We start from the raw sequence: 15786 nt of genomic DNA, 5'->3' as shown, positions 1-15786 counted from the left end.
GCATAGGGGGCGACTTGACCGGGACCGGATTGCGGGCGCACCTGGCTTATCTGCTGAGCGAGGCCGAGCGCGAGCTGAACCGTCAGCTGGCCGCGGGCCTGGCCGCCGAGGGCGTGGGCGTCGAGCAGTGGCGGATCCTGCGCGCCCTCTCCGACGGGCACGGCCACTCGATGACCGACCTGGCCGAGGCCGTCCTGATGCCCCACCCGACCCTGACCAAGGCCGTCGACCGGCTCGTCGACGACGCGGTGGTCTACCGCCGCCAGGACACGGTGGATCGCCGCCGGGTCGCCGTCTTCCTCTCCGATCGGGGCCGTGACCTGGTCGCCCGCCTGGACCGTCGCGCCGAGGAGCATCACGCGGACGTCGAGGCCGCCTTCGGCACCGCCCGCACCGAGCGCCTGATGCGCGAGCTGGAGGCCCTCGGCGCGGCCTGCAAGCAGGCGCGCGACCCGGCCTAGCGGGTCTTGACGTCGTCGGCGGCCTGCAGGAACGCGCGGATCAGGGCGGATTCCCGGTCGCGCCGCCACACCGGGGCGTAGTGCAGGATGGGCCCGTCGGTGATCGGCACGAACGCGATGTCGCCGCGCCGCCGGGCCTCCGCCGAGAACGACCCGACGGGCGAAACCACCCGGCCGGCGCCGATCACCACGAAGGCCTCTTCGAGGGTGGACACCGGGGCGCCGACCGGGATCGGCCGCCCGGACGGCGTCGCGGCCGGGGTGTGCGCCTGCCAGACATAGTCCGGGATGGGCCCGTCCGGAGAGACCACCGCATGATCGCCGAGGTCCTCCATCTCGATCCGCTCCCGGCCGGCCAGCGGATGACCGGGGGCGGCCGCCAGCACCAGCGGCTCGGTGAACAGCTCCGGCCCGACGACGAGGTCGGGCTCGCGGACGGGCAGCCACAGCAGCGCGACGTCGACCTTCCCGGCCCGCAGCCCGCCGAACGGGTCGAGCGGCGGGACCTCGCGCATGCGCAGCTCGCATCGCGGATGGCGCTGCCGGAACAGGTCGAGGACGGCCGCGATCTCCCGGTGCTGGATGTCGAACGTGCCGACGGTCAGCGTGCCGGCCTGGCCGCCGGCGACGGCGACGGCCTCGTCGAGGGCCGCCATGATCTCGCGGTAGCCCGCGTCGAGCCGGAGCCGAAGCCGCTCGCCCAGCGGGGTCAGCCGCACGGTGCGGCTGGTCCGCTCGAACAGGGCGCCCCCGATCCGGCGTTCCTGCTGTTTGATCGATTGGCTGACCCGGGCCTGGGAGACCCGCAGGCGTTCGGCCGTACGCCCGAAATGCAGCTCTTCGGCCAGGGCCAGGAAGATCTCGATGTCGCGCAGCTCGAGCAAAGCCGTTCTCCCTCCGGTCCTGGCGCAGCCGCGCGTGGCCTCGAACGATAACCGGTGGGTTAACCGGCGGTTCGATCTTGTGCGTTGTTCCCGGCCCGCGCCCCGGCGATCGTGAGTTCCGTGAGCGAACCCATCATCGGCATCCTGGCCGCGCCGGACCCCTCCGGCGCCCCGCGGTTCCGGGCGGTGGCGCCCGGCGGGATCGTGGCCGGGGAGGCCGGCCTGCTGCCGGTTCCGGCCGTCAATCCGGGCGTGCCGGAACTGCGGCTACGGGTACGCCCGGGGTGGCGGCGGCGCGGGATCGGCACCCGGCTGCTGGCCGCCGTCCGGGCCGAGACGGCCGGGTCGATGGTCGCGGACGTGGCGCCGGGCTCGGCCGGTGAGGCGTTCTGCCGGCGGCACGGCTTCCGGTACGCCGGGGCCCGGCGGCACGACCTGCTCACCTACTGCGACGTCCACCAGGCGTGGCTGGCCGAGCTGGTCGACGCCGAGCATCCCGGGTACCGCCTGACCCACTGGACCGGGGACCTTCCGGGCGGGCCCCGCATCGAGGAGTTGCTCCGGAGCCCGTTCCGGCCCGGACTCACGCTGCTGACCGCCGCCAACGCCGGGGACGAGCTGGCCGCCTACGCCGTGGCCGTCGTCAGTGCGCCGGCCCGGCCGCGTGCCCGGCAGTTCGGGCCCGAGGTGCTGCCCGGCCACCGCGGGCGGCGGCTGGGCCGCTGGGTCAACGCCGCGCTGGTCCAACGGTTGCGGGAGATCCATCCGTACGTCTCGGAGATCGAGACCGCCGTCGCCGGGGAGGACCGGCTGCTCGCCGCCCGCGAGCACCTCGGTTTCCGCTTCCTCCGCAGCACGCGGCTGCACGAGCTGGCCCCTGAGGAGGTTCGCCCATGAACAGCCGGAAGTTCTGGCTTCTCGCGGCTGGTGCGCTGACCCGGCGCACCGGCACCGCGAGACCGCACATCACGAAAGGGAGCATTCATCATGAGAAACCCGGCCATCGCCGCCACCGGCCTGCGCAAGTCCTACGGCGACAAGGTCGTCCTCGACGGCGTCGACCTGACCGTCCCCGAGGGAACGATCTTCTCGTTGCTGGGACCCAACGGCGCCGGCAAGACCACGGCGGTGAAGATCCTGTCGACCCTGATCCCGGCCGGTGCCGGTTCGGGCGCCGTCCGCGTCGGCGGGCATGACCTGGCCGTCGACCCGCAGGCGGTGCGTGCCGCGATCGGCGTCACCGGCCAGTTCTCCGCCGTCGACGGCCTGATCACCGGCGAGGAGAACATGCTGCTGATGGCGGCTCTGCACCATCTGTCCCCGCGGGACCGGGCCGGCACCATCGCCGACCTGCTGAAGCGTTTCGATCTCGTCGACGCCGCCGGCAAGCCGGCGTCGACCTACTCCGGCGGCATGAAACGCCGCCTCGACATCGCCATGACCCTGGTCGGCAACCCGCGGATCATCTTCCTCGACGAACCCACCACCGGCCTCGACCCCCGCAGCCGGCACAACATGTGGCAGATCATCCGCGAACTGGTCGCCGACGGCGTCACCGTCTTGCTCACCACCCAATACCTCGACGAAGCCGACGAACTCGCCGACCGGATCGCCGTCCTCAACGACGGCAAGATCGTCGCCGAGGGCACCGCCGCGGAACTCAAACGGCTCATTCCCGGCGGGCACATCACGCTGCGCTTCACCGACCCCGCCACCCACCAGGCCGCCGTCCGCGCCTTTTCGCAGGCCACCGCCGACGACCAGGCCCTCACCCTGCACATCCCGAGCGACGGCGGCCAACGCGAACTGCGCTCGATCCTCGACCGGCTCGACACCCACGGCATCACCGCCGACGAACTGACCCTGCACACCCCCGACCTCGACGACGTCTTCTTCGCCCTCACCACCACCCAGGAGGCCACCCGATGAGCACCGCCGTACACGACTCCGCCACCATGCTGCGCCGCAACCTCCTGCACGCGCGCCGCTACCCATCCCTGACCCTGAACCTGCTCCTCACCCCCGTCATGCTGCTGCTGCTATTCGTCTACATCTTCGGCGGCACACTCAGCGCCGGCATCGGAGGAGGTGGTCCCGACCGCACGGCCTACATCGCCTACATCGTGCCCGGCCTACTGCTGATGACCATCGGCAGCACCGTCATCGGCACCGCCGTCTCGGTCTCCAACGACATGACCGAAGGCATCATCGCCCGCTTCCGCACCATGGCCATCCACCGCGGCTCGGTCCTGGTCGGACACGTCATCGGCAGCGTCCTGCAAGCCGTACTCAGCGTGGTGCTGGTCGGCGCCGTCGCGGTCGCCATCGGCTTCCGCTCCACCGACGCCACGATCCTGGAATGGCTCGCCGCATTCGGCCTACTGGTCCTGTTCGCCCTCGCGCTGACCTGGATCGCCGTGGGCATGGGCCTGATCAGCCCCAACGCGGAGGCGGCCAGCAACAACGCGATGCCGCTGATCCTGCTGCCACTACTGTCCAGCGCGTTCGTCCCGGTCGACACCATGCCCGGCTGGTTCCAACCGATCGCCCAATACCAACCATTCACCCCGGCCATCGAAACCCTCCGCGGCCTACTGCTCGGCACCGGCATCGGCCACAACGGCTGGCTCGCCACCGCCTGGTGCCTCGGGCTCGCGTTGCTCGGCTACTTCTGGTCAACCTCCAAGTTCAACACCCGGAACGGCTAGCGCGTCGAAGGCGGTCGTCGCCTCGTCGTCCAGCTCGATGCGGGCCGCGGCCACGTTGTCGGCCAGGTGGCCGAGGCTGCGGGTGCCGGGGATCAGCAGCGTCGCCGGGCTGTGGCCGAGCAGCCAGGCGAGGCCGGCCTGGGCCGGGGTGATGCCGAGCCGGGCGGCGTGGGCGGCGACCACCGGGTGGTCGGCAACGCTGGGGATCCGGTCGAAGGCCGAGCCGAGCGGGAAGTACGGCACCCAGGCCACGCCGTGCGCGGCGCACTCGGCCAGCACGCTTTCGTGGTCGCGGGTGAGGACGTTGTAGAGGTTCTGCACGCAGACGATCCCGGCGGGCAGGGCCTGTCGCAGCTGGGCGAGGCTCACGTGGCTCAGGCCGATGCCGCCGATCTTGCCCTCGTCGCGCAGCGCGGTCAGCTCGGCGAGCTGGCTGTCGAGGTCGACGAGCTGGTCGCCGGTCGCGGTGATGCCGGGCGGCAGGTCGGCCCGGCGCAGGTTGACCACGGCGATCCGGTCGGCGCCGAGGGCGCGCAGGTTCTCCTCGACCTGGGCCCGCAACTCGGCCGGCTTCTGGGCGGCGACCAACCGCTCGGTCGGATGGGTGACGGCGCCGACCTTGGTGACGATCCGCAACCGGTCGTCGTACGGGTGCAGCGCCGCGCGGATCAGGTCGTTGGCCGGGCCGTAGAAGTGGGCGGTGTCGAGGTGGTCGACGCCGAGCTCGACGGCCCGGCGCAGCACGGTGACGGCGTGCCCCGGATCGCCCCGCTCGAGCTGCATGGCGCCGAAGCCGACGCGGAGCACCTCGTGGTCACCGAGCTTGCCGTGCGCGTACGTCATGGTCATGGTCGTGGTCCTCCCGGCTAGGATGACGCTAAGCGGAACCGATTCCGCTTGCCCGAGACCCACCGTAGCAGAAGCGGAGGCGATTCCGGTTTCTCGCAAGGACGCCCAGCGCAACCGGCAGCGGATCGTCGAGGCCGCCGCCCGCGTGCTGCGGGCCGGCCCGGATCCCGTCAAGATCGAGACGATCGCCCAGGAGGCCGGCGTCGGCATCGGCACGCTGTACCGCAACTTCCCGTCCCGCGAGGCGCTGGTCGAGGAGGTCTACCGCAGCGAGCTCGCCCGCCTTTCGGCCCTGGCCCCCGAGCTGCTGGCCGATCTGCCGCCGGCCGGCGCCATGCGCGAGTGGATGCGCCGCTACCAGGACTTCGTCGCCACCAAGCACGGCATGGCCGAGGCCCTGCGCGCGGTGATCGCCAGCGGCGCGATCAGCTCGGGGCAGACCCGCGAGCACCTCAACGGCGCGATCGCCGCCATCCTCGAGGCCGGCCGGGCCGACGGCAGCCTCCGAAATGACGTGCGGCCGGCGGACGTCTCGGCCAGTATGGCCGGGATCATGCTGGCCGCCGCCGACGTCGAGCAGGCGGGCCGGATGCTGCAGCTGCTCGTCGACGCGTTGGAGGCCCGCCGGTGACGTCCGCCTACCCGCCGCTCAACCTGACCGTCCGCACCCCGCGGCTGACCCTCGCCGCCGCCACCGACGAGATGCTGGAGCGCCTCGCGCCGGTGGTCCGGGCCGGCGTCGTCCGCGACGACCAGCCGCTGCCGTTCGACGATCCGATGTCGCTCTACGAGGACAGTCCCGAGCGGGAGTGGCGCTGGATGCGCGCGATCTGGGCCGGGCGGGCGAAGGTGAGCGCCGCGTTCTGGCGGTTGTACTTCGTGGTCTGCGACGACGGCGAGCCGGTCGGCATGCAGGACCTGATCGGCCGCGACTTCGCCGCCCTCGGCACGGTCACGACGTTCTCCTGGCTGGCGCCGGGCGCGCGTGGCCGCGGGATCGGCCGGGAGGCCCGGGCCGCGGTCCTGCACCTGGCCTTCGAGGGCTTCGGCGCCCGCGAGGCGACCACCGACGCGTTCGTCGACAACCACGCGTCGAACCGGGTGTCCGAGGTGCTCGGCTACGCCCCCAACGGCACCGCCTGGGCCACCCGCCGCGGTGCGGCCACCGAGCTGCGGTGCTGGCGGATGACCCGGGAGGCGTGGGCGGCGCGGCGGCGTTCGGACATCGAGCTGTCCGGGGTCCAGGAGTGCAAGCCGGTTCTCACTGCCCGTTGACGTTCACCCTGATGCCGTAGACCGACGACGTCGCGGTGATGAAGAGGTGGTTGCGCCGGGCGCCGCCGAAGGTCAGGTTCGACGCGATCTCGGGCACGTGCAGCTTGCCGAGCAGCGTGCCGTCCGGCGCGAAGCAGTGCAGGCCGTCGTGGGCGGCGGCCCAGAGCCGGCCCTCGGTGTCCAGGCGCAGGCCGTCGAACGTCCCGGCGTCGCAGGTGGCGAAGACGTCGCCGCCGGTCAGCACGCCGTTCTCGACGTCGAAGCGGCGGATGTGGTTCCGGCGCGAGTCGGCGATGTAGAGGATGCTCTCGCCGGCGCCGAAGGCCAGCCCGTTCGGGCGGTCGAAGTCGTCGGCGACGCGGCGGACGTCGCCGCCCGGGTCGATCCGGTAGACGTGACAGCCGTCGAGCTCGGAATCGGCCCGGTTGCCCTCGTAGTCGCTGTCGATGCCGTAGCTCGGGTCGGTGAACCAGATGCCGCCGTCCGAGTGCTCGACCACGTCGTTGGGGCTGTTGAACCGGTTGCCCTCGTATCGGTCGGCGAGCACCGTCACCGAGCCGTCGTGCTCGACCCGGGTCACCCGCCGCGTGCCCTGGTCGCAGCTCACCAGGCGGCCACGCCGGTCGAGCGTGCGGCCGTTGGCGTAGTCGGCCGGCTGACGCAGCACGCCGACGGCGCCGGTCGTCTCGTCCCAGCGCAGCACCCGATCGTTGGGGATGTCGCTGAAGACCAGGTAGCGGCCGGCCGGAACGTAGGCCGGGCCCTCGGTCCAGCGCCCGCCGTCGAACAGGCGCTCCATCCACTCGTCGCCGCCGACCCGCTTGAAGCGCTCGTCGAGAACCTCGAAGCGCGCCCTGATCTTTTCCACCATTGACTGTCCTCGATCCGCACGCAAGGATTAATTCACGTCCTGAAATTAGCCGGAGAGGCCCCATGTCCCGTACCAAACTAGCGGCCGTTGCCGCCGCGGTCGTCGCCACCACCGGCCTCGCCGCACCCGCTCAGGCGGCCGCCGCCACCACCGTCCAGGTCTACCTCAGCTCCGAGTCGCGCACCGCCGGCTACGAGCCCAAGAACGGCAACTGGTACACCAACCCGGCCACCGGGCTGGCCGGCACGCCGTACCAGCTGAGCCGCCAGGCCGACCTGGCGACCGCGGCCGCCGGCGGCACGGCGACCATCACGGTCGACACGACCCAGAAGTACCAGACCGTGCTCGGCGTCGGCTCCTCGCTCGAGGAGTCCACCATCTACAACCTCTCCCGGATGAGCGCGGCCGGCCGCGACGCCGCCCTGCGCGCGCTGGTCGACCCGGTCAACGGCGCCGGCTTCAACGTCGCCCGGATCACCCTGGGCACCAGCGACTTCACCTCGCACGACTTCTACACGTACGACGACGGCGCCGCCGACCCGACGCTGGCGCGCTTCTCGATCCAGCGCGACATCGACTACCACATCATCTCGACGCTCCAGCAGGCCCTCGCGATCAACCCGAACCTGAAGATCTTCGCGAGCGCGTGGAGCGCCCCGCCGTGGATGAAGACGAGCAACGCCATCATCGGGGGCAGCCTGCTCAGCCAGTACATCCCGAACCTGGCCGCCTACTACGGCAAGGCGGTGCGGGCGTATGCGGCGCAGGGCATCCCGATCTACGCGCTCACCCTGCAGAACGAGCCGCTGTTCCAGCCGGCCGACTATCCCGGCATGCTCGTGTCGGCCGACCAGGAGCGCCAGCTGGCCAAGGCGGTCCGCGCGGAGCTGCCGACGACGAAGATCTGGGCGTTCGACCACAACTTCTCCGAGGGCGCCTCGTACGCCGCCGGCGTGCTCACGGCCGACGCCCGGTCCTCGGTCGACGGCATCGCGTTCCACGACTACGCCGGCGATCCGTCGGCGATGGCGACGGTGAAGGCGACGTACCCCGACAAAGACGTGCTGATGACCGAGCGCTCGGTCTGGGGCACCGCCGGCGCCGACCGGATCGTCCAGTACTTCCGCAACCAGGCCACCCTCTACGAGGGCTGGGTGTCCATGCTGGACCAGAACCGCTCGCCCGAGCGCTGGTCCGGCTCGCCCGACCCGACCATGCTGGTGCAGAGCCCGTCGAGCCCCGACACGTTCTGGAAGCTGCCGGACTACAACATGGTCGCCCAGTTCTCGAAGTTCGTGAAGGCGGGCGCCAAGCGGGTGGCCACCGGTTACGGCTCGACCGGCTCGGTCACCAATGTGGCCTTCGTCAACCCCGACAACTCGCTGGTCACCGTCGTGGTCAACCAGACCTCGGCGAACCAGGCGTTCACGCTGCGGGCCGGCACGCGCCAGTTCACCGCCACCCTGCCGGCCAAGACCACCGGCACCTACGTCTGGGCCGGGGCGGGCGATGCCGGCGCCGGGCCGTCGCGGACCGGCCAGATCAGCGGGTACGGCGGAAAGTGCGTCGACGTGGCCGGAGCCAATCCCGCCAACGGCACCGCCGTCCAGCTCTACACGTGCAACGGCACCGCCGCCCAGACGTGGACGGTCGGCGCCGACGGCACGGTCCGGTCCCTGGGCAAGTGCCTGGACGTGCCCGCCGCCAACTCGGCCAACGGCACGAAGGTCCAGATCTACGACTGCAACGGCACGGCGGCCCAGCAGTGGACGGCCTCCACCGACGGCACGCTGCGCTCCCTGGGCAAGTGCCTGGACGCCACCGGCCCGAGCTCGGCCGACGGCACCCGCCTGCAGATCTGGGACTGCTTCGCCTCCGCCAACCAGAAGTGGACCCTGCCCGCCTGATCGCGTGCCCCGGCGCCGGCTTGCCGGCTTCTCTCCGGCGCCGGGGCGCTCGTTCTCACCGCACGGCGTAGCGCAGGTGCGTGACCCGGTCGCTCTCGAGCACCCGCGGGTTGTCCAGCATCGTGCGGGGAACCTCGTGCTCGCCGAAGAACCGGACGCCGGCGCCCGCCGCACCGCCGCCTCGATTCCGTCGCGGGCGAACTCGTAGGGCGCGCCCGGATAGCGGCTCGGCCAGTCGCCCGGGTCGCGGTGGGTCACCACGACGACGTGGTCGCCGACCGCGGGCGTGCCGCGCCACCCGTCGGTCAGGTCGAACAGCCGCCGCCCGATCACCGTCGCGCCGACCTTCGGCCAGGTCTCCCGCAGCAGCGCCGCACTGGCGGGCGCCGGCCGGTAGCCGCCCTGGGGCCGGTATCGCCCCGGGAGGGGAACCATCTCCTCGTCGCCGTTGAAGTACCAGTCGAACAGCGGGCCGACCCCGTCATCGCGATCCGCGATGAACCCGTCGATCGAAACGGCCGCGCCAACGATCACCTTGCCGGTCACCTGAGACCCCTCACGTATGTATGCGCATATGGACCGGCCGCCTCCCGCGAACTCATCGGTGGCCGCCGACTATCGTGTGCGTCCCGAGGGGAGACATCGATGCCGTTGGAGCGACCGGCCACGCCGGCGACCGGGTGGGTCGTCATCGGCCTGGCCGTGGTCCATCTCGCCCTCAGCGGCCTGGTCGCGAAGGCGGCGCTCGGCCTGCCCGCCGACGGTGACCTCGACCGCGCCGCGCCCGGCCGGCTCGCGACGACGCTGACCGTCTCGCTGGCCTGGCTGGCGGTCGTCGTCGGCACCCTGATCGCCCTCGCGGTGTGGAACCGGCGCATGCGCGCGCTGGCCGAGCGCCACGGCGCCGACGGCAACCTCGTCATCCGGCGCTGGTTCCTGCCGGCCTACGGCGCCGCCGTCCTGCTGTCCGCGTGTCTTCATCCGCTGCTCGGGCTCAGCAGCGGCCAGGGCATCCTCGTCGGCATGGGCGTCCGGGTGCTGGCCGGGCTTCTGCTGATCGCCGAGGTGCTCGCCGCCCGGGCGCGCCTGCGGCGGCTGACCGTCGTTCCGGCTTAGCGTTCATCTTTTAGCCAATGCAACGATCTGTTTGGCTGACGTTGCGTTAAGTATCGAGCCGTTGCAACAATATTGCGCCTTTGAACTGGGCTTTCTGCTGCTAAGTGCAACAAGCGTGTTGCCTAGATGGTGAACGCAACGTAGCGTTTCCCACATCGGAAACAACGAGTGCAAGGAGCGCACGATGACCACCTACCCCACCACCGCCCCGATCACCGCCGTCATCGACATCCCCGCCGGCCGGGTCCAACTGATCGCCGCCGAGCGCACCGACACCGTCGTCGACATCCAGCCCGCCGACCCCACCAAGACCCGCGACGTCAAGGTCGCCCAGGAAACCACCGTCACCTACACCGACGGCGTCCTGCGCGTCGACGCCTCCACCACGAACCAGCTCTTCGGCCCCTCCGGCTCGATCGAAGTCACCATCCAGCTGCCCACCGGCTCGGCCGTGCAGGCCACCACCGCCGCCGTCAGCTTCCGCGCCGTCGGCCGCCTCGGCGACGTCGCCTTCGACGGCGCCTACGGCGAAGTCAAGCTCGACGAAGCCGGCACCGCCCGGCTCAGCGTCTCCGCCGGCGACGTCACCATCGGCCGCCTCACCGGCCCCGCCCAGATCAACGTCCAGAAAGGCGACATCACCATCACCGAAGCCACCCGCGGCGACGTCGTCCTGACCACCCAGGCCGGCAGCCTCACCATCGACGCCGCCCCCGGCGTCTCCGCCACCCTCGACGCCGGCACCAGCTACGGCCGCATCCACAACACCCTCAAGAACGACGGCGAACCACAACTCGCCATCCGCGCCACCACCTCCTACGGCAACGTCACCGCCCGCAGCCTCTGACGCCGTCAGATGCGAGCGATCCGCGAGCGACCAGTCCGGCCGGCGGCGATCACGCCGCCGGCCGCGCCGCTCAACTCGGCCCAGCAGCTCCCGGGGCGGTGTCCGCCATCCGGCCCTGCGGATCGTGGGCAGGGTCGTACGAGGCCAGGGTCGCCGAAGCGATGGGTCAGGGCGGCGAGCATCCCCACGGTGGTGTTGCAGATACCCGACAGCAGCATCGGCACCTGGCCGGCCGATCGGGCCGCGGCGGCCTCGACGGCGACCGGCCTCGGCGGCTCGAAGGCGGTGCCGATCCCGGCTCACCACGGCGATGACGCCTCGATGAGCCGCTCGCTGCCCCTGGTCGCGCAGTCGCTCGGCGGCGTCCGCCCGGGACAGCGCGAACGGCCCGGCGGTGGTGGGCAGTGCAACGAGCAGTGCAACGGCCTCTCGCACGATGAGACCCGGGCAACCAGGCCCATCGTGCGGGAGGTGGAACCATGTCCGACGAACGGCCGCTGCTGATGGCGCGCTTCCTCGGCGGCTTCCGGGTGACCGTCGACGACGTCGCCGTGGACACGGCGTCGCGGCGGCGAACCCGGCAACTACTGGCCTATCTGCTGGCCAACCGGCGGGCGCCGGCGCATCGGGACGTGCTGGCCGACACGTTCTGGCCGGGTGCGACGCCGGCCGCGGCCCGCAACAACCTGCACGTCACGCTCAGCCACGTGCGGCGGGCGCTGCGGGACGCGCACCCGGCCGCGGCGATCGAGCGGCGCTTCGACGCCTATCGGATCGGTGGCGCGGTCACCGTCTGGACCGACCTCGAGCAGTTCGCGGCGTACCGGTCGGACGGGGCGCGGGCCGAGCGGCGGGGCGATCCCGGCGCGGCGATCCGCGCCTACGAGGCGGCGTGCCAGCTCTACGAGGGCGAGTTCCTGGCCGATGAGCCGTACGCCGGCTGGGCCGTCCCGCTCCGGGAAGCGCTGCGCCTCGACGTCATCGGCGTCCAGGGCCGGCTGATCGAGCGGCACCGGGAGCGCGGCGCCCACGGGACGGCCACGATCCTGGCCCGGCGGCTGCTCGAGATCGACCCGTGCAACGAGGGCGTGCACCGGCAGCTGATGGCCTGCTATGCGGCGGCCGGCCACCGGCATCTCGCGCTGTCGCAGTACCACCGGCTGGTCGAGCTGCTGTGGACGACCCTGCGAGTGGCGCCGTCGGCCCGGACCACCGAGTACTTCCGGGAACTGTGCCATCCTCGCCACGAGCGAGGCGCCCGCCTTGCCTCGTGAGCGGCTCGGCGTAGCGTCGGGCCATGACCGAACATCGTCTGACCGGGACGGTCTCCGCGGGCGGCCTGCTGTTCGAGTGCGAGTCCTGCGGCCGCCGTCTCGGCATCGAACGCGACACCGGCGAGCTGGTGATCATCGATCACGGCGACCGCGCCGCGCTGCACCGGGGGTCCATCGGCGACATCGAGCTGACCGCGACGGTGACCCAGCGATAGCAGGTGGCGACCCTCGTGCGAGGGCCGCCACCGGCGTGGGTCAGGCGATGCGGAGGACCGGGCCCTCGACCACCGCGGCCACGTTGCTGATCTTGGTGAAGTTGCGGTGGGTCAGCACCACGACCACCTTGTAGGCGCCACTGCTCGTGGCCGGCGGCGGGTCGTTGGGCAGCGTGCCCGCGAACACGTCGATGGTCGCCGCGTAGTTCTCCTGGCCGTTCAGCGGCACGTTCTTGAAGCCGATCTGCTTCTCCGGACCGGGACCGATCGACTCGGCGTACGCCGCCACCGTCCACTCGCCACCGAGCAGCAGCGCGGCGAGCGGCCCGATCTTCCAGGACGTCTCGATCTTGAAGTCCAGGCCGGCCTCGAGCACGTCGGCGGGCTGGCCGTTGTTGTCCAGCACCTGCGCCGTGAAGTCGCCCGGGCCGAAGAGCTGGTTGGGGAACTGGATCAGGGACACGTCTTCCTCTCCGTGACAGCGCCACGCTGTCGACCCCGGAAGCATCGGCCGCCCCCCTTCCCCGGCGCTTACCTCGCGCCTAACCGGCCGCGCTAATCGGTTAAGTCGAGCCGGCGCCGAATCTCGTCGGCCTCCGGGTGCCCGAGCTCGTCGAGGACGCGCACGGCCCCGGCCCAGGCGCGGACGGCGCCGTCGCGGTCGCCGGTCTCGGCCAGCGCGTCCCCGAGCCGGGCCAGCGACACCCCTTCGTTGTAGCGGTCGCCGAACTCCGCGTACAGCTCGGCCGCCCGCCGATAGCAGTCCACCGCCCGGTCGGGCCGGGCCATCTGGCGGTGGATGCGGCCGAGACTGTCCAGCGTGTACGCCTGGTCGAACCGGTCGTCGGTCTCGCGCAGCAGGGTCAGCGCCCGGGTGCAGTGGCCGAGCGCGACCTCCGGCTCGCCCAGCTGCGACCGGAACCAGCCGATCGCGTTGAGCGCCCGCGCCTGCCCGGTCCGGCTGCCACCCCGCCGGAAGAGATCGAACGCGGCCTCGGCCTCCGGCAGCGCCTCCCGGTAGCGGCCCTGGCAGTCGAGAATCCAGGCCAGGGTGCGGCGCACGTGCGCCATGCCGAGGTGCTCGCCCAGCCGCTCGTAGAGCCGGCCCGCACGCAGCAGGCGCTCGCGCGCCTCGTCGAGCCGGTTCAGCCGGATGTACGCGTACGCGAGGCACCCGAGGCTGACCGCCTCACCCCGCGGATCCCCCACGCGGATCGCCGCCTCCAGCGCGCGTTCCTGCACCGCGGCCGAGTCGTGCCAATGACCCTCCCGGTCCAGAACCTGCGTCAGCGTCCACCCGAGCTGCCAGGCGTGCGAGTCGAACCCCTCCCGCACGGCCATCCGCAGCGCGGCCAGCAACGCCGGCTCCTCGGTGGCGAACCAGGCCAGCGCGGCGTGCAACCCGGCCGGCCGCTCGACCGGCACCGCGGGATCGGCCGGCGCGAGCGCGATCGGGTCGTCCCGGTACGGGTTGAGCGCCCGGTCGGCGGCGTACGCGGTGTGCAGGTAGTGATCGAGACCGCGGCGGACCGCCGAACTCCGGTCACCGGCCGATTCCTCGCTCGCGGCGAGCTCGCCGGCGAAGACCCGGAGCAGGTCGTGCTGGGCGAACCGTCCCGGCGCCCGCTCGGCGATCAGATGGGCCCGGGTCAGCTCCTCCAGCAGCACGCGCACCGACCCGATCGGCTCCCCCGCGATCCCGGCCGCCGCCGGCACCGAGACCTCCGGCCCCGGATGCAGGCCGAGGAGCCGGAACAGGCGGGCGCCGGGCCGGCTCAGGGCCCGGTACGAGCAGGCGAGCACCGCCCGTACGTCGGTGGCCAGGTCGCCGGCGCCGAAGACGTCCAGCCGCCCATGCGCCCGCCGCAGCTCGTCGGCCACCGCGGCCAGCCGGAACTGCGGGTTGGCCGCGGCCCGCGCGGTCACCACCGACAGCGCCAGCGGGAGACGCGCACACCGGGTGATGATCTCGTCGGCGCCGGCCGGCTCCGCGTCCAGCCGGGCCGCGCCGAGCCGCCGGGCCAGCAGCTCGCGGGCCTCGCCCGGGGACATCAGGCCGAGCGGCACGATCCGGGCGCCGTCGATGGCGGTGAGGCTCAGCATCTGGTCCCGGCTGGTCACCAGCACGAGGCTGCCCGGCGACCCCGGCAGCAGGGGGCGGACCTGCTCGGCGTCGCGGGCGTTGTCCAGCACGAAGAGAACCCGCTTGCCGGCCACGACGCTGCGGAACAGCGCGGCCTGACCGTCCAGATCGGGCCCGATGCGCTCCGGCGGCACGGCGAACGCCTCGAGGAACCCGCGAACGGCCCGCCCGGGGTCGAGCGGGGGGCTGCTCGGGTCGAAGCCGCGCAGGTTCGCGTACAGCTGCCCGTCCGGGAATCGGTCGCGCACGCTGTGCGCCCAGGTCACCGCCAACGTGGTCTTGCCGACCCCGGCCGTGCCGCAGATCGCGGTCAGCACGGCCGTCGCGCCCGGCGCCGGATCGCCCTCCAGCAGCCGGTTCAGGATGTCGAGCTCGCTCCCCCGGCCGACGAAACCGGACGGCGCGTGCGGCAGTTGGGCCGGCGCCGCCGACGTCGCGACCGCGACCGGCCGGGCGGCCGCCGGGGCGAGGCTCGGGTCGCCGGCGAGGATGCGCTGGTGCAGCAGTTGAAGCGGCCGGGCCGGTTCGATGCCGAGCTCGTCGATCAGCGTCCGCCGGGCCTGCCGGAACGCGGTCAGCGCGTCGGCCCGGCGCCCGGCCCGGTGCAGGGCGAGCAGGAGAAGCTCGTGCAGCCGTTCGCGCAGCGGATGGGCGGCGACCAGGCGCCGCAGCTCGTCGATCAGCGCCGGGTCGGCGCCGACCGCGAGGTCGAGCTCGATCCGGTCCTGGAGCACGGTGAGCCGGCGGTCGGCCATCCGGTCGCGCTCGGCGTCGAGCAGCGGGCTGGACAGGCCGTCGCACAACGGTCCGCGCCAGAGCTGCAGCGCCTCGCGAAGCTGGGCCGCCGCCGCCTTGGCGTCGCCGGCGTCGCGGGCGAGCCGGGCTCGGCGCACGCCGGCCCCGAACTCGGCCAGGTCGAGCGCGTCGCCGGCGAGGGCCAGCCGATACCCGGCCGCGGTCCAGGTCAGGCGGCTCTCGGTGGCGCGCGCCGGCCGGTCCGGTTCGAGGACGCGACGCAGGGCGGAGACGTGCCGCTGCACGAGGTTGACGGCCGACACGGGCGGGGCGTCGCCCCACACCGCGTCGATCATCGCGGTCAGCCCGATCGGCCGGCCGTCCTGCAACAGCAGGACGCCGAGCACCACCTGCTGCTGCAACGGGCCGAGGGCCACCGGGCGGTCATCCCGCCGTACGCCGAGAGGGCCCAGCACCGCGTACCGGAGCCCGGTCATCGCC

General features: G+C 72.4%; 17 protein-coding genes. 12 read left to right on the top strand and 5 right to left on the bottom strand.

Annotated features, from left to right (window positions below; all coding sequences use genetic code 11):
* Positions 1–14 precede the first annotated feature (14 nt).
* Positions 15–461 (top strand): MarR family winged helix-turn-helix transcriptional regulator, encoded by a 447-nt coding sequence (locus tag ACZ6TB_RS10610; protein WP_465552905.1) that lies wholly within the window; start codon positions 15–17, stop codon positions 459–461.
* Here the strand turns inward: ACZ6TB_RS10610 and ACZ6TB_RS10605 are convergent.
* On the bottom strand, positions 458–1345 hold the full coding sequence (locus tag ACZ6TB_RS10605; RefSeq protein WP_465552903.1) for a LysR family transcriptional regulator: 888 nt from the start codon (positions 1343–1345) through the stop codon (positions 458–460). The two genes, ACZ6TB_RS10610 and ACZ6TB_RS10605, sit on opposite strands and share 4 nt — an antisense overlap.
* Before the next feature lie 120 nt (positions 1346–1465).
* Between ACZ6TB_RS10605 and ACZ6TB_RS10600 the strand changes: the two genes are divergently transcribed.
* The 3 genes from ACZ6TB_RS10600 (at position 1466) to ACZ6TB_RS10590 (ending at position 4053) form a co-directional block, all read left to right on the top strand.
* On the top strand, positions 1466–2242 hold the full coding sequence (locus ACZ6TB_RS10600; protein ID WP_465552901.1) for a GNAT family N-acetyltransferase: 777 nt from the start codon (positions 1466–1468) through the stop codon (positions 2240–2242).
* 90 nt (positions 2243–2332) lie between these two features.
* Complete coding sequence (locus ACZ6TB_RS10595; protein WP_465552899.1) at positions 2333–3274, top strand: ATP-binding cassette domain-containing protein; 942 nt, start codon at positions 2333–2335, stop codon at positions 3272–3274.
* Positions 3271–4053, top strand: a complete 783-nt coding sequence (locus ACZ6TB_RS10590) for an ABC transporter permease (protein ID WP_465552897.1) — start codon at positions 3271–3273, stop codon at positions 4051–4053. The genes ACZ6TB_RS10595 and ACZ6TB_RS10590 overlap by 4 nt, the downstream gene beginning before the upstream one ends.
* Here the strand turns inward: ACZ6TB_RS10590 and ACZ6TB_RS10585 are convergent.
* A complete protein-coding gene (locus ACZ6TB_RS10585; protein ID WP_465552895.1) occupies positions 4021–4902 on the bottom strand; it encodes an aldo/keto reductase in 882 nt (293 codons plus the stop codon). The genes ACZ6TB_RS10590 and ACZ6TB_RS10585 overlap by 33 nt on opposite strands.
* A gap of 22 nt (positions 4903–4924) precedes the next feature.
* On the opposite strand from ACZ6TB_RS10585, the gene ACZ6TB_RS10580 reads away from it, so the two are divergent.
* The gene (locus tag ACZ6TB_RS10580; protein WP_465552893.1) at positions 4925–5533 is read left to right on the top strand and encodes a TetR/AcrR family transcriptional regulator; all 609 of its coding nucleotides are present in this window, start codon (positions 4925–4927) and stop codon (positions 5531–5533) included.
* Complete coding sequence (locus ACZ6TB_RS10575; protein ID WP_465552891.1) at positions 5530–6177, top strand: GNAT family N-acetyltransferase; 648 nt, start codon at positions 5530–5532, stop codon at positions 6175–6177. Before ACZ6TB_RS10580 ends, ACZ6TB_RS10575 begins: the two co-directional genes overlap by 4 nt.
* Here the strand turns inward: ACZ6TB_RS10575 and ACZ6TB_RS10570 are convergent.
* Positions 6164–7048 (bottom strand): SMP-30/gluconolactonase/LRE family protein, encoded by an 885-nt coding sequence (locus ACZ6TB_RS10570; protein WP_465552889.1) that lies wholly within the window; start codon positions 7046–7048, stop codon positions 6164–6166. The genes ACZ6TB_RS10575 and ACZ6TB_RS10570 overlap by 14 nt on opposite strands.
* Before the next feature lie 62 nt (positions 7049–7110).
* On the opposite strand from ACZ6TB_RS10570, the gene ACZ6TB_RS10565 reads away from it, so the two are divergent.
* The 6 genes from ACZ6TB_RS10565 (at position 7111) to ACZ6TB_RS10540 (ending at position 12407) form a co-directional block, all read left to right on the top strand.
* Positions 7111–8955 (top strand): ricin-type beta-trefoil lectin domain protein, encoded by a 1845-nt coding sequence (locus ACZ6TB_RS10565; RefSeq protein WP_465552887.1) that lies wholly within the window; start codon positions 7111–7113, stop codon positions 8953–8955.
* Positions 8956–9600: 645 nt separating this feature from the next.
* Positions 9601–10071, top strand: coding sequence for a hypothetical protein (locus ACZ6TB_RS10560; RefSeq protein WP_465552885.1), 471 nt, complete (start codon positions 9601–9603; stop codon positions 10069–10071).
* Between the two features lie 184 nt (positions 10072–10255).
* Positions 10256–10918 (top strand): DUF4097 family beta strand repeat-containing protein, encoded by a 663-nt coding sequence (locus ACZ6TB_RS10555; RefSeq protein ID WP_465552883.1) that lies wholly within the window; start codon positions 10256–10258, stop codon positions 10916–10918.
* Positions 10919–11107: 189 nt separating this feature from the next.
* Complete coding sequence (locus ACZ6TB_RS10550; protein ID WP_465552881.1) at positions 11108–11422, top strand: hypothetical protein; 315 nt, start codon at positions 11108–11110, stop codon at positions 11420–11422.
* A complete protein-coding gene (locus ACZ6TB_RS10545; RefSeq protein WP_465552879.1) occupies positions 11398–12192 on the top strand; it encodes an AfsR/SARP family transcriptional regulator in 795 nt (264 codons plus the stop codon). Before ACZ6TB_RS10550 ends, ACZ6TB_RS10545 begins: the two co-directional genes overlap by 25 nt.
* A gap of 23 nt (positions 12193–12215) precedes the next feature.
* The gene (locus ACZ6TB_RS10540) at positions 12216–12407 is read left to right on the top strand and encodes a hypothetical protein (RefSeq protein WP_465552877.1); all 192 of its coding nucleotides are present in this window, start codon (positions 12216–12218) and stop codon (positions 12405–12407) included.
* A gap of 40 nt (positions 12408–12447) precedes the next feature.
* On the opposite strand, the gene ACZ6TB_RS10535 is transcribed toward ACZ6TB_RS10540, so the two are convergent.
* The gene (locus tag ACZ6TB_RS10535; protein WP_465552875.1) at positions 12448–12870 is read right to left on the bottom strand and encodes a hypothetical protein; all 423 of its coding nucleotides are present in this window, start codon (positions 12868–12870) and stop codon (positions 12448–12450) included.
* A gap of 92 nt (positions 12871–12962) precedes the next feature.
* Positions 12963–15782, bottom strand: coding sequence for an AfsR/SARP family transcriptional regulator (locus ACZ6TB_RS10530; protein ID WP_465552873.1), 2820 nt, complete (start codon positions 15780–15782; stop codon positions 12963–12965).
* Positions 15783–15786 lie beyond the last annotated feature (4 nt).

The sequence above is a fragment of the Actinoplanes sp. NPDC051537 genome, from assembly GCF_055586105.1.
Note: the sequence above shows the minus strand (reverse complement) of the source record. Positions and strands in the feature narration are given on the sequence as shown.